We start from the raw sequence: 14,123 nt of genomic DNA, 5'->3' as shown, positions 1-14,123 counted from the left end.
GCGAAAGCGGCTTGAATTTGCTACGCCAAGAGAGGTATTCTCCGAGCACCTGTTGCGCTGACCGTTAGAACCCGCCGGGCAGTACGTGGAACAGTTTCCTGCAATCTCTCTAACGATCAGGACACCATCGGCGGGACCCGGCCTCGCGGGCGAGGCGGGAGGGGGTTCGATGGGCCCATGGGCTTTCAGAACCATCCGAGCTCTTCGAGCACCTCGAGCACCTCGAGCGCCCTGAGCGGCCCGAGCGCCTTGAGCGGCCCGAGCGCCTCGAGCGGCCCGATCGTCGTGGGGAACCCGGGCCGCTCGGGTCTCGAGCGACGTCCGAGCTCGCCGCGCCCGGGGCTCGACCGGCGGCGGCTGCTGACGCTCCTGGCCGCGATCCCGGCGACCGGTGCGGTGCTGACCGGCTGCGGTGTCCTCGGCGGAGGGGACACGGGAGGCGGCGGCGCCGGCGGGGAGGACCTGCGCTCGGAGATCCCGCCGCTGGAGCCCGGGCCGGTCGAGGATGCGCACGGGGCGCTGGTCCCGTTCACCACGGCCTTCCTCCCCGCCGCGCTCGACGAGGCCGGGACGCCGAACGTGGTGTGCTCGCCCGCATCGGCCCTGATCGCGCTGACCATGACCGGTCTGGGCGCCGCCGGGCAGACCCGTGCGCAGATGGAGCAGGTCCTCGGCGGGCCGATGGCGGACCTCGCCGAGGTCTCGAACATCCTGCGCACCAGCATGCTCGCGATCCCCAGCCGTGCGGAGGAGGACCTCGAGAACCCGGACATGCCCGAGCCGGACTCCGCCGCGCTGGTCAACGCCGTCTGGTTCCGCGAGGGCATGGAGGTCCAGGAGCCCTACCTCGACGACCTCTCCCGGTACTTCGACGCCGGGGTGCGTACCGCCGACTTCGTCGAGGAGGGTCCCCGCGAGGAGGCCCGCGCCGCCATGAACGGCCTCGTCGAGGAGGTCACGAACGGCATGATCCAGGATCTCGTCCCCGCGCAGGCGCTGCGGGCGAACACGGTCATCGTGCTGATCAACGCGCTCCACCTCAAGGGCGCCTGGCAGGCCCCGCTCACCGAGACCACCGCCCCCTTCCAGGCGAAGGGCGGCGCGGTGGACGTGCCGATGCTGCAGGGCGAGGCCGCCGGCTGGCACGAGGACGACCACGCCCGAGCCACCATGCTGCCCACCTTCGACGAGGACCTGGGGCTCGTCCTGGTCCGGCCCGCGCAGGGCCTCGCCTCCCTGCTGGAAGCGTGGCAGGCCGATCCGAGCCTGCTCGCCGCCCTCCTGGCCGGCGTCGCGAGCAGCGAAGACGCCGTGGACCTCACCATGCCCGCGCTCGACCTCGCCTCCGACCTCTCCCTCGCCGACGCCCTCATCGAGCTCGGGATGCCCGATGCATTCTCCGGCGCCGCGGACTTCTCCGGAATCTCCGCCACCACCGGCATCTCCCTGTCCCATGTCCTGCAGAAGGCGACCCTCGTGGTGGACGCCGAGGGCATGGAGGCGGCGGCCGCGACCGCCGTGATCGGTGTCGAATCCGCCGCGCCGGCGGCTTTGCACGCCCTGGTCCTCGATGTGCCCTACGTGGCCCTCGCGATCTCCTCCGCCACCCTCGCCCCGCTGGTCGTCGCGGTGGTCCGGGACCCGGGCGCCTGACCCGGCCGGCCTCAGCCCTCGCCGCGCACGAACCGGGCCAGGTCCTCGGACAGGGCCAGGCGGCTGGGCTCGTGGCAGTACATCATGTGGCCGGCCTCGTAGTCCTCGACCTGGATGCGCTGCTCGTAGGTCTCGCGCGGCACGTCGAGGTGGGCCAGGACGTGCTCGCTCGCGTGGAAGGGCGTGGCCGCGTCGTGGTAGCCGTGGGCGACGAACAGGCGGGTGGTGGGGGACTTGCGCAGCACCCGGGAGAGGTCCGTGGCGACCTCGACGCTGCGGTTCTCGAAGTCCTTGTAGCTCCACGGGTGCACGCGCGCGGACATGATCTCGTAGACGACGTCGCTGCTGAACTCGAGCTCGCCGCGCAGGTAGTGGTTGATGGCTGCGGTGTACGCGGGGGCGAGCTGGTCGATGGACGGGTCGGTCTCCATCTCCTTGCTGATCGGGTCCCCGGCAGGCGCCGTGAAGCGGCCGTCGATCCGCCCGGTGACCAGTCCCTGGTCGCGCAGCAGCTCGGCGAGGAAGGCCTGATGCTCCACGCGCAGGTCCACCCGCTCCACCCAGTCGGGGCTCACCCCGATCAGGGAGGCGATGGTCTCGGCCGCGGCGCGGCGCTCCTCGGCCCCGAGCCGCAGGCCCTGGGCGAGCAGCTGGGGGTACTCCTGCTCCGCGAAGGCCTCCGCCTCGTCGACCACGTCCTGCAGCATGCGCCCCTCGTGCTTGCCGTGCGCGTGGGCGATCGCCGCGTAGGTCGGCAGATAGTGCAGGAACGGGGCATCGTTGCCGGGGGTGAAGAAGACGGTGCCGAAGTCGAGCACGGGGGAGATCAGGGCGATGCCGCGGGGCACCACGTAGTAGCGGTCGGTGAGGCGGGCGGCGACCGCGGCGGCGCGGGTGGTGCCATAGGACTCCCCGGCCAGGTACAGCGGGGAGAGCCAGCGCTCGTGGCGGGTCAGCCAGTCCACGACGAAGGCGGCGATGAGATCGCGGTCCTCGGCGAAGCCGTGCAGACGATCGGGCGCGGTGCCCGGGGCGGGCCGGGAGAACCCGGTGGTCATCGCGTCGACCATGACGAGGTCGGCCTCGCGCAGCAGGGTCTCGCGGTTCTCCAGCAGCCCGGCCGGCTGCGGGGTCAGTGCCCCCGCGTCGCCGGAGTCCACCCGGCGCGGCCCGAACAGGCCCAGGTGCAGCCACACCGTCGAGGCGCCGGGACCGCCGTTGAACGCGAACACCACCGGGCGCTGCTGCCCGCGGCCGGAGGCGATGTAGCTGACGGAGAACACCTCCGCATAGGCCGATGCCCGCTCGTACCCCTCGCCCGGCGTCCCGTTCCCGGTCTTCTTCTCGCCCGGCTTCTCCTCGCGCAGCACGGTGGTCCCGGCATGGGCGGTGTAGACCAGGGGGCCGTCCTCCAGCTCGAGGGCGTGCGCGGTCACGGACATGCGGTCCTCGATCGCGGTGATCTCGGTGTCGGCGGCATCGGCGGAGGGGGAGCTGGCGGAGGCGTCGGTCATGCGTCCACCCTACGGGCGCCGGCAGTCCGTGACTCGTACCACGAAACCTGTACAGTGGTCGGTGTTTTGCCAGAGAACGCTCGACGAGGAGAGGGGATGGACCTCGTGCATGGTCCCAGACGTCCACGAAGCGCCGCGGTCAGCCGCCGCGGGGCGATGATCGGCGGGGCATCGGCCCTGGCCGCCGGGATGGCGGCGTGCGCGCCGCCCGGAACGGACGACATCAACGCCCAGCCGACGATCCCGGCGGCCGACGGGAAGGTCACCGTCACCTACTGGGCCTGGCTGAAGGACCTCCAGAAGGTCGCCGACGTCTTCAACGCCTCCCAGGACCGGATCACGGTCGAGACCGCCTGGATCCCCGGGGGCAACTCCGGCGGCTACGCCAAGATCCTCTCCGCGGTCGCCGCGGGCGGCGGCCCGGACATCGCCCAGGTCGAGCTGCGCTCGCTGCCGGAGTTCGCGCTGGCCGGCGCGCTGACCGACCTCTCCCGGTACGGCTTCGCCGAGAAGGAGGGCCTGTTCGATCCGGGCGCCTGGGCGCAGGCACGGGTCGGCGAGTCGATCTGGGGCGTCCCCCAGGACACCGGCCCCTGCGCCTTCTTCTACAACCGCGAGGTCCTCGAGGGGGAGCTGGGCATCGCCCCGCCGACCTCCTGGGAGGACTTCCGCACCGCGGCGCAGCAGGTCAAGGACGCCGGGAAGGTCCTCATGACGCTGGACCCCAAGGACGGCTCCCACCCCGTCATGTGGGCGATGCAGTCCGGCGCGGTCTGGTTCCGCCCCGAGGGCGACGGCTGGATCATCGACATGCTCGATCCCGCCTCGATGCGGGTGGCCGAGTTCTGGGACGGCGTGCTCGCCGACGGCACCATCGATACCGGCTACGGCTTCTCCACCACCCCGTGGATGGCGGCGGCCGGCGAGGACACGGTGCTCGGGTTCATCGGCGGCTCCTGGGGCGACGCCCTCATCGAGTCCGTCCCGAACGGCTCGGGCCGATGGGCCGTCGCCCCCATGCCCCGCTGGGAGGACGGCTACGCCTCCGGCGGCCACGGCGGATCCTCCGCCGCGGTGCTCGCCAACGCGCAGCACCCCGCGGAGGCGCTGGAGTTCCTCACCTGGATGTGCACCGACCCCGCCGGCATCGACGCGATGATCGAGCACTCGGGCATCGGCTGGTCCCCGGCGAAGGACTACATCGGCGAGAAGCGCCGGCAGCCCAGCGAGTTCTTCTCCGGGCAGAACTACAACGAGGAGGTCATCGTGCCCATGGCACAGGGCCAGAACCTCGACTGGACCTGGGCGCCGCTCATGCAGCGGGCCATGGCCGTGGTCGGCGACGGCATGGCGCAGGTCGTCACCGGCGAGATCACCATGGTGCAGCTGCTCGAGCAGTCCCAGGCCGAGATCGTCGACATCATGCAGGGCATCGGACTGAACGTGGAGGCCGCCTCATGAGGCACAGAACAGCCCCCTGGATCCTGCTGGCGCCGTTCCTGGTCCTGTTCATCGGGACGATGATCATCCCGATCATCATGGCGATCGGCTACAGCTTCACCCGCGTCGAACGGCGCGGCCTGCTCGGGGAGGCCGGCATCGAGTCGACCTTCGCGGGACTGGACAACTACATCGCGGCCCTGTCGAACGTGAACTTCGTGGAGTCCATCGGCCGCATGATCCTGTTCGGCATCGTGCAGGTGACGGTCATGATCGTCGCCGCGACCGTGCTGGCGCTGCTGCTGGAGAGCGCGAGCGCGAAGTGGCCCGGCTTCTTCCGCTCCTCGTACTTCCTGCCCTACGGGATCCCCGGCGTCATCGCGACGATCCTGTGGTCCTTCCTGTACATCCCCGGGCTCAGCCCCATCGTGGACGTGCTGCAGGCGGTCGGCATCGACATCGACTTCCTCGCGCCCGGCGTGGTGCTGTGGTCCATCGCGAACATCGTGACCTGGACGTACACCGGCTACAACATGCTGATCATCATCGCGCAGCTCAAGTCGATCCCCAAGGAGCTGTACGAGGCCGCGACCATCGACGGGGCGGGGCCGATGCGGATCGTCCGCTCGATCCAGCTGCCCCTGATCCGCCCCGCTCTGGTGCTCACGATCATCTTCTCGATCATCGGCACCCTGCAGCTGTTCGCGGAGCCGCGCCTGCTGCTGACCATGAGCTCCGGCATCACCACCGAGTACACCCCGAACATGTCCGCGTACGCGTACGCCTTCCAGTACAACGAGATCGGGATGGCGGCCGCGCAGGCCGTGATCATCGCGGTCTCGGCGTTCGTCCTCTCGGCGATCGCCCTGGGGATCTCCTCGCGGTCGGAGAGGAAGCGATGAGCGCCCCCGAGAACACCACCACCTCGACCTCGATCCGCGGCCGGGGGACCCGGGCCGCCGCGCAGGACGACGGCCGGGCGGGCACCCGCTCCGCCGGCCGCAGCCCGGCGACGACGATCATCGTCACCGCGGTGCTCGCGATCGTCGCGATCTACTTCCTGGTGCCCGTGTACTGGGTGATCGTGAACGCCTCGAAGACGACCGAGGACCTCTTCGGCACCAGCGGCTTCTGGTTCGGCAGCAGCTTCCACCTGTTCGAGAACCTGGGCGCCGTGCTCACCTCCCGGAACGGGATCTTCGGCCGATGGGCCCTGAACTCGCTCATCTACTCCGGCGTGGGCTCGGTGCTGGCGACGTACTTCGCGGTCGCCGGCGGCTACGCGCTGGCGAAGTACCGCTTCCGCGGGAGGAACCTCGTGTTCGCCCTCGTGCTGGGCGGCGTGCTCGTCCCCGGCACCGCGACGGCGCTGCCGCTGTTCTTCCTGTTCAGCTCGGTGGGCCTGACCAACACCTACTGGTCGGTGCTGATCCCGTCGCTGGTGAGCCCCTTCGGGCTGTTCCTCGCCCGCATCTACGCGGGCGCGGCGATCCCCGACGAGGTGCTCGAGGCCGGCCGCATCGACGGCGCGGGGGAGCTGCGGATCTTCCACGCCCTGGCCCTGCGCCAGCTCACCCCGGCCATCGTGACGATCGTGCTGTTCCAGTTCGTCGGCATCTGGAACAACTACTTCCTGCCGCTGGTCATGCTGGCGGACGAGAAGCTGTACCCGATCACGCTGGGACTGGACAACTGGCGCGCCCAGACCGACCGCCTGCCCGAGTTCTACCAGCTCACCGTGGGCGGCGCGCTGCTGTCGGTGATCCCGCTGGCGATCCTCATCCTGGTCCTGCAGCGCTTCTGGCGCGGCGGGCTCACGGAGGGGTCCGTCAAGGGCTGACCCTCGCGGCGGCGACGGGCAGAGAAGGGGCCGTGTCCCGGAGGGGACGCGGCCCCTTCGCGTCGTCCGTTCGCCCGGGCGGCGCGGCCCCGGCCCGATGATCCGTCGGCGCGCCCGGGGGGCGATCGGTGCCGGTCCGTGATCGGTGCGGTCTTGCCCTCGCGCGGGTGCTGTCGTTCGATGGGGCGATGAGAACCTCGAGGCCGAGCCCGCTGCCCCGCCGCCGCTCCGTGCTCGCCGCGGCGGCGCTGGCCCCGACCGCCGGCGGCCTCGCGGCCTGCGGGCAGGGCGCCGACCCGGAGGAGGACGGGATGCCGGATCTGCAGGCCGAGCTGCCGCGCGCCGAGCCGGGCCCCGCGGCCGGAGCCGGAGTGCTCGCCGTGCCCTTCACGGCCAGGATGCTGGGCGCCCTGGACCGTTCCGCGACCAATGCCGTGCTGTCCCCGCTGTCCGCGCAGCTCGCCCTCACCATGGCGGGCCTCGGCGCCGCCGGGGACACGCGCGCGCAGATGGAGGAGGTCCTCGGCGGGAGCATCGACGCGCTGGCCGAGAACGCGAACACCCTCGCGACGGTCCTCGCCGCCGTCGGCGAGGAGGAGCGAGAGGCGGACGACCCCGATGCCCCCGCGCCGGCTGCCGCGTCCCTGGCCCACAGCACCTGGCTGCAGGAGGACATGCCCGTCGAGGAGCCGTTCCTCGAAGGGCTCGCCACCTACTTCGGCAGCGGCGTCTACACCGTCGACTTCACCGACGACGCCGCACGGGAGGAGGGCCGCGAGCGCATCAACGGCTGGGTCGAGGACGCCACCGCCGGCCTCATCGAGGATCTCGTGCCGAAGGACGCCCTGGACGAGGACACCCGCCTCGTCCTCGTCAACGCCCTTCACCTCACGGCCGCCTGGCCCGTGCCGCTCGACGTCGGCCCGGGCACCTTCACCCTGGACTCCGGGGAGGAGCTCGACCTCGACATGCTCCACGGCACCACCGGCTGCTGGTACGAGGACGAGCTCTGCCGCGCCACGGCGCTGGCCACCTACGGCGACGATCTGTCCCTCGCCGTGATCCAGCCCGTCGCAGGCATCGGCGCCGTGCTCGACGCCTGGGCGGACGCCGCCGCAGACCCATCGGCCGGGCTGGCGGCTCTCCTCGCGGGCCTCGAGGAGTCCGAGGCGATGGCAGAGCTGACCATGCCCGGCTTCGACATCCTCGGAGAGGCGGAGCTGACGGCGATGCTCCAGCAGCTCGGCATGGTCGACGCGTTCGACGCCGCCAGCGCCGACTTCTCCGCCATCACGCGGGAGGCGGAGCTGGTCATCTCCGCCGTGCTCCAGAAGGCGACGATCACCGTCGACGACACAGGCATGGAGGCCGCGGCGGCCACGGCCGCCGTGGCCACGCTGACCTCGGCCCCGATGATCGAGCACGAGCTCGTGCTCGACGCCCCGTTCCTCTACGTCGCCTATGAGACGTCGACGCTCGCGCCGCTGGTGCTGGGGTGGGTCGGGGACCCGACGACGCAGGGCTGATCGCCCCGGTCATCCGGACGGGGCGGGGCCGGCCTCAGCCCGCGCCGTCGGCGACGGGCACCTCGCCGGTGACGGTCGCGGAGCCCTCGAGCACGGCCTGGTCCGTGTCGGGGTCCTCGCCGCCGGCGAACTGCGACCAGTACAGGCGGTGGTAGGCGCCCTCGGCGTGGAGCAGCTGCTCGTGGGAGCCCTGCTCGACGATGTCGCCGTGCTCCATCACGAGGATCACGTCGGCGTCGCGGATCGTGGAGAGGCGGTGGGCGATGACGAAGCTGGTCCGGTCGGTGCGCAGCGCGGACATCGCCTCCTGCACGAGCATCTCGGTGCGGGTGTCCACGGAGCTGGTGGCCTCGTCGAGGATCAGCAGCGCCGGGTCGGCGAGGAAGGCGCGGGCGATGGTGATCAGCTGCCGCTCGCCGGCGGAGACGTTCGCGCCCTCGTCCTCGATGACCGTCGCGTAGCCGTCGGGCAGGGTGTGCACGAACCGGTCCACGAAGGTGGCCCGCGCGGCGGCGATCACCTCCTCGTCGGTGGCGTCGAGCCGGCCGTAGCGGATGTTCTCCAGGATCGTCCCGCCGAACAGCACCGCATCCTGCAGCACCATGCCGACCTGGCTGCGCACCGCGCCGCGGTCCAGCGCCCGGATGTCCGTGCCGTCCAGGCGGATCTGCCCGCCGTCGATCTCGTAGAACCGCATGATCAGGTTGACCAGCGTCGTCTTGCCGGCGCCGGTGGGGCCGACGATGGCGATGGTCTGCCCGGGCTCGGCGACCAGCGACAGATCGGTGATCAGCGGCCTGTCCGGGGTGTAGGAGAAGGCGACGTGGTCGAACTCGACGCGCCCGCGGGTGGGGCCGGCGAGCTCGGCGCGGGCGACCCGCTGCGGGGCGCCGCCGTCGGCGGGACCGGCGGCGGTGATCTCGCCATCGGCCTCCTGCTCCTGCGCGTCCAGCAGCTCGAAGATCCGCTCGGCCGAGGCCACGCCGGAGATGAGCATGTTCGCCATCCCCGCCACCTCGCCCAGCGGCGCGTTGAACTCGCGGGAGTACTGGATGAACGCGACGACCTGGCCCAGCGACATCTGTCCCGCGGCGATGCGCAGGCCGCCGACCACGGCGATGCCGACGTAGCCGAGGTAGGTCACCCACTGCATGATCGGCATGATCATGCCGGAGTAGAACTGGGCGCGGAACGCCGCCTCGTACAGCTCCTCGTTGCGCTCGTCGAAGCGCTCGCGCATCGCATCCTGCCGGTCGAACACGGTGACCAGGTCGTGGCCGGTGAACGACTCCTCGACGTGCCCGTTCAGGCGGCCGGTGTTGCGCCACTGGGCGGTGAAGAGCTTCTGGGAGCGCGAGCCGATGATGCCGATGACGATGCCGGAGACCGGCAGCGCCACCAGGGCGATCAGCGCCATCTGCCAGGACAGCCAGAACATCATCGCGGTGATGCCCACGATGGTCAGCACGGCGTACACCAGGGAGGCGAAGGCCTGCTGGAGGGCGGACTGCACGTTGTCGACGTCGTTGGTGGTGCGCGAGAGCAGGTCCCCGCGCTGGCGGGTGTCGAAGTAGCTCAGCGGCAGGCGGTTGACCTTGGCCTCGATCCGCTGCCGCAGCCCGTAGACGATCCGCATCACCACGTCGTTCAGCAGGCGGCCCTGCAGCCAGTCGAACAGGGCCGCCACGACGTACATGCCCAGCACGAACAGCAGCAGCCGGCCCAGCGCCGGGAAGTCGACGCCGCCGCCGCGCACGCCGTCGAAGATGACGTCCATCGCGTCGCCGAGGATCGAGGGGGCCCACACGGTCAGCGCAGTGGAGATGATCCCGAAGGCGAGCACGACGCCCAGGCCCAGCTTGTGGTCGGCGAAGGTCCCGGCCAGGCGCATGGCCGAGGGCCAGAACGCCTTCGCCTTCCGCGGCGCGGACTCTCCCCATTCGCTGCTCATGGAGTCCTGCATCTGCAGGATCTCCTCCTCGCTGAGCTCCGCGGCGGCCGTGCTCGCCCCGTCCTTCTCGGTGGTGGTCATGCCGGGTCCTCCACGGTGATCTGGGAGTCGACGATCTCCCGGTAGGTCGGGCTGGTCGCCAGCAGCTCCTCGTGCGTGCCGCGGCCGACGATGCGGCCCTGCTCGAGCACGAGGATCTGATCGGCCGAGGTGATGGTCGAGATGCGCTGGGCGACGATGATCGTCGTGGCGCCCTGCGTGTGCTCGGCCAGGCCCGCGCGCACGGCGGCGTCGGTGGCGACGTCCAGGGCGGAGAACGAGTCGTCGAAGACGAACACCCGCGGCCGGGCGACGAGGGTGCGGGCGATGCACAGGCGCTGCCGCTGCCCGCCGGAGACGTTCGTGCCGCCCTGGGAGATCGCGGACTCCAGGCCGGTGCGGGCGGAGTCGCCCTCGCCGGTGGTGCGGCCCTCGACGAACTCGGTGGCCTGGGCGACGTCCAGCGCCTGTCGGAGCCGGTCGTCATCGGCCGTGGGATCGCCGAAGCGCAGGTTCTCGGCGATGGTGCCGGAGAACAGGTACGGCCGCTGCGGCACCAGCCCCACGGTCCGGGAGATCGTGGACCGGGCGAGCTCGGTGACGGGGACGCCGTCCAGCAGCACCTGGCCGGCGGTGGCGTCGTGCAGGCGCGGGATCAGGCTGATCAGGGAGGTCTTGCCGGATCCGGTGGAGCCGATGATCGCGGTGGTGCGGCCGGCCTCGGCGGTGAAGGAGACGCCGTCGAGCACCGGGGCCTCGGCGCCCGGGTAGGAGAAGGTGACGTCCCGGAACTCCACGGCGGCGCCGCCCGAGTCGGCGAGCGCGGCCGGTCGCGCGGGCTCGGCCAGGGTGGGCACGGTCCGCAGGACCTCGCCGATGCGCCGGGCGCTGATGATCGCGCGGGGGAACATCATGAACATGAAGGTGCCCATCATGACCGCCATGAGGATCTGCAGCAGGTACTGCATGAACGCGGTGAGGGAGCCGACCTCCACCAGGCCCTCGTCCACGCGGTGCCCGCCGAACCAGAGCACCGCCGCGGTGGCCAGGTGCAGGACGATCGTGATGGCGGGGCCCATGATCACGAACAGCCGGCCGATCCGCACCGAGGTGTCCGTGAGGACCGCGTTGGCGTCGGTGAAGCGCTGCTCCTCGTGACGCTCGCGCACGAAGGCCCGCACCACGCGGATGCCCATGATCTGCTCGCGCATCACCCCGTTGATCGCGTCGATGTTGTCCTGCATCCGCTGGAACAGCGGCATCAGCTCCCGGATCAGGACCCCGACGATGAGGACGAGCACCGGCACCGAGACCCACACCAGCCAGGACAGCCCCGGGTCCTCGCGGATCGCCATGACGATGCCGCCGATCGACATGATCGGCACCATGACCATGATGTTCAGGGCCATCAGCACGAGCATCTGGACCTGCTGGACGTCGTTGGTGGCGCGGGTGATGAGGGTGGGCGCGCCGAACCGGCCCAGCTCCTCGGTGGAGAAGCGGTCCACCCGGCTGTAGACGGAGCGGCGCACGTCGCGGCCGATGCCCATCGCGACGCGCGCGCCGAACCACACCGCGGCGATCGCGGTGATGACCTGCACGATCGCGACGACCAGCATGATGCCGCCCACCCGCCAGATGTATCCGGTGTCGCCGGTGGCCACGCCGCGGTCGATGATGTCGGCGTTGAGGCTGGGCAGGTACAGGGTCGCCAGCACGGTGGCGAGCTGCAGCACGAGCACGGCGGCCACGTGCGCGCGATACGGGCGCGCGTGGTCTCGGATGACGGTCCAGAGCATGAAGGTCCTCAGGCAGAGCGGATGCGGCGGCGGCAGGGGCGGTCGGACGACGCCCCCATGCTTCCTGCGCGGGCGGACAGCTCCTGTCCGCCGACCCCCGGAACCGATGGCCCGCGCCCGGCCATCCTCGCGCGTCCGCGGCGGCGCCGCATCGGCCATCGGTAGGGGATCCCGGCACGGGGACGCCGGCGGCCTCGCCGATCAGGGCCGGGCGGCAGGCACCGCAGGAGCGGTCCCCCCGCCGGGCGCGCAGCCCCGCCGCAGGCGCCACCCCCTAGACTTGAGCATGCGTTTTCCGCGTACCGCGCCACGATCCGATGGAGGAACGATGACTGCTTCCCGACCCTGGCCCGTCGGCGTGACGGGGCTCGCCTACGGCGGCGACTACAACCCCGAGCAGTGGCCGCAGGACGTCCGCGTCGAGGACGTCGAGCTCATGCGCGAGGCCGGGGTGAACCTGGTCAGCGTCGCGATCTTCGCCTGGGCCACGCTGGAGCCGCGCGAGGGCGAGTACGACTGGGGCTGGCTGGACGAGACCATGGATCGCCTGGCCGATGCCGGGATCAAGGTCGCCCTGGCCACCGCGACCGCCTCCCCGCCGCCGTGGCTGACCCGCTCCCACCCGGAGATCCTGCCGGTCACCGAGGACGGCACGGTGCTGGGCCAGGGCGGGCGGCAGTCCTACGCCGTCTCCTCGCCGGTGTTCCGGGAGTACGCGCTGCGGATGACCCGGGCGATCGCCGAGCGCTACGCCGAGCATCCCGCGCTCGCCCTGTGGCACGTGGACAACGAGCTGGGCTGCCACGTCCCGCACGACTTCTCCGACAACGCCGCAGAGGCCTTCCGCGCCTGGCTGCAGCGCCGCTACCGCAGCATCGAGACGCTGAACGAGGCGTGGGGCACCGCCTTCTGGTCCCAGCGCTACGACTCCTTCGAGGAGATCCTCCCGCCGCGCGCCGCCCCCACCTACGCCAACCCCACCCAGCAGCTGGACTTCGCGCGCTTCTCGAGCGACGAGCTGCTCACCCACTACCGGGCGCTGCGGGACGTGCTGCGCGAGGTCACCCCGCACATCCCCACCACCACCAACCTCATGTGCTCGAGCGCGACGAAGTGGATGGACTACTTCTCCTGGTCCGATGACCTCGACCTCGTCGCCAACGACCACTACCTCATCTCCGCCGATCCGCGCGGCCACATCGAGCTCGCCCTCGCCGCGGACCTCACCCGCGGCGTCGCCGGCGGGGACCCGTGGGTGCTCATGGAGCACTCGACATCGGCCGTGAACTGGCAGCCGCGCAACCGCGCCAAGGCGCCGGGGGAGATGCTGCGCAACTCCCTGTCCCACGTGGCGCGCGGCGCCGACGGCATCATGTTCTTCCAGTGGCGCCAGTCCCGCGCCGGGGCCGAGAAGTTCCATTCGGCGATGTACCCGCACGCCGGCCGCGACTCCGACGTGTGGCGCGGCACCGTCACCCTGGGCCGGGCGCTCGAGGCGCTCGCCCCGGTGCGCGGCAGCCGCGTGCTCTCCCGCGCGGCGATCGTCGTGGACTACCCCTCCTGGTGGGCCGCCGAGCTGGACTCCCACCCGACGAACGCCCTCAGCTACCCCGGGGAGCTGCTGCGCTGGTACACCGCCCTGTGGGACCTGGGCATCAGCGTGGACCTGGTGCCCGTCACCGCCGATCTGGCGGGCTACGACCTCGTGATCGCCCCGACGCTGTACGCCGTGCGCGATGCGGACGCCGCCCGCCTGGCCGCGGCGGCGGAGGGCGGGGCGCAGGTCGTGGTGACCTTCTTCTCCGGCATCGTCGACGAGAACGACCATGTGCGCCTGGGCGGGTACCCGGGCGCCTTCCGCGACCTGCTGGGCGTGCGCACCGAGGAGTTCCATCCGCTGCTCGAGGACGAGGTCCACCACCTCGACGACGGCGCGAGCGCGGACCTGTGGAGCGAGAAGACCCATCTCGAGGGCGCGCAGGCGGTGCGGACCTGGGCCGACGGCCCCCTGCACGGCTGGCCCGCGATCACCCGGCGCGCGACGGGGGAGGGCGCGGCCTGGTACGTCGCGGCGCGTCCCTCCGCGGCGGGCCTCGAGGCGCTGGTCGGGGAGATCGCGGCCGCGGCCGGCATCGAGCCGACGGTCAGCGGGCTGCACCGCGACGTCGAGGCGCTGCGCCGCTTCGCCGAGGACGGCACCACCTACCTGTTCGTGCTCAACCACTCCGACCGCGACCAGGTGGTGCAGGTCAGCGGCCGGGAGCTGCTGCGCGGCACCGAGGCCGACGGCGCCTTCACCGTCCACGCCGGCGCCGCGGCGGTGTTCCAGGAGAGCTGAGCCCCGGGGCCGGCGGCGGCCGG

The 14,123-nt window shown here is 71.5% G+C and carries 9 protein-coding genes; 6 read left to right on the top strand and 3 right to left on the bottom strand.

Annotated features, from left to right (window positions below; all coding sequences use genetic code 11):
* The first annotated feature begins 177 nt into the window (after positions 1–177).
* A complete protein-coding gene (locus ABD234_RS15010) occupies positions 178–1,653 on the top strand; it encodes a serpin family protein (protein ID WP_344357854.1) in 1,476 nt (491 codons plus the stop codon).
* A gap of 11 nt (positions 1,654–1,664) precedes the next feature.
* Here ABD234_RS15010 and ABD234_RS15005 read toward each other — a convergent pair whose 3' ends face one another.
* On the bottom strand, positions 1,665–3,167 hold the full coding sequence (locus tag ABD234_RS15005) for a S10 family peptidase (RefSeq protein ID WP_344357851.1): 1,503 nt from the start codon (positions 3,165–3,167) through the stop codon (positions 1,665–1,667).
* A 96-nt stretch (positions 3,168–3,263) separates the two neighbouring features.
* Here ABD234_RS15005 and ABD234_RS15000 point away from each other — a divergent pair, with 96 nt between their 5' ends.
* The 4 genes from ABD234_RS15000 to ABD234_RS14985 all read left to right on the top strand — a co-directional run bounded on the left by ABD234_RS15000 (position 3,264) and on the right by ABD234_RS14985 (position 7,973).
* On the top strand, positions 3,264–4,628 hold the full coding sequence (locus tag ABD234_RS15000) for an ABC transporter substrate-binding protein (RefSeq protein WP_344357848.1): 1,365 nt from the start codon (positions 3,264–3,266) through the stop codon (positions 4,626–4,628).
* Positions 4,625–5,509 (top strand): carbohydrate ABC transporter permease, encoded by an 885-nt coding sequence (locus tag ABD234_RS14995; RefSeq protein ID WP_038374638.1) that lies wholly within the window; start codon positions 4,625–4,627, stop codon positions 5,507–5,509. Before ABD234_RS15000 ends, ABD234_RS14995 begins: the two co-directional genes overlap by 4 nt.
* On the top strand, positions 5,506–6,447 hold the full coding sequence (locus ABD234_RS14990) for a carbohydrate ABC transporter permease (protein ID WP_344357843.1): 942 nt from the start codon (positions 5,506–5,508) through the stop codon (positions 6,445–6,447). Before ABD234_RS14995 ends, ABD234_RS14990 begins: the two co-directional genes overlap by 4 nt.
* Before the next feature lie 188 nt (positions 6,448–6,635).
* Positions 6,636–7,973 carry a serpin family protein gene (locus ABD234_RS14985; protein WP_344357840.1) on the top strand — a complete coding sequence of 446 codons (1,338 nt, stop codon included), beginning with the start codon at positions 6,636–6,638 and terminating at the stop codon, positions 7,971–7,973.
* Between the two features lie 34 nt (positions 7,974–8,007).
* Here ABD234_RS14985 and ABD234_RS14980 read toward each other — a convergent pair whose 3' ends face one another.
* Together ABD234_RS14980 and ABD234_RS14975 are read right to left on the bottom strand one after the other, a co-directional pair.
* Entirely contained in the window at positions 8,008–10,005 is a 1,998-nt protein-coding gene (locus ABD234_RS14980) for an ABC transporter ATP-binding protein (RefSeq protein WP_344357837.1), read from the bottom strand.
* Complete coding sequence (locus ABD234_RS14975; RefSeq protein WP_344357835.1) at positions 10,002–11,762, bottom strand: ABC transporter ATP-binding protein; 1,761 nt, start codon at positions 11,760–11,762, stop codon at positions 10,002–10,004. Before ABD234_RS14975 ends, ABD234_RS14980 begins: the two co-directional genes overlap by 4 nt.
* Before the next feature lie 328 nt (positions 11,763–12,090).
* Here ABD234_RS14975 and ABD234_RS14970 point away from each other — a divergent pair, with 328 nt between their 5' ends.
* A complete protein-coding gene (locus ABD234_RS14970; protein WP_038374642.1) occupies positions 12,091–14,100 on the top strand; it encodes a beta-galactosidase in 2,010 nt (669 codons plus the stop codon).
* Positions 14,101–14,123: the final 23 nt, after the last annotated feature.

The organism is Brachybacterium phenoliresistens (assembly GCF_039530785.1).
In the GTDB taxonomy this organism is placed as follows: domain Bacteria; phylum Actinomycetota; class Actinomycetes; order Actinomycetales; family Dermabacteraceae; genus Brachybacterium; species Brachybacterium phenoliresistens.
Note: the sequence above shows the minus strand (reverse complement) of the source record. Positions and strands in the feature narration are given on the sequence as shown.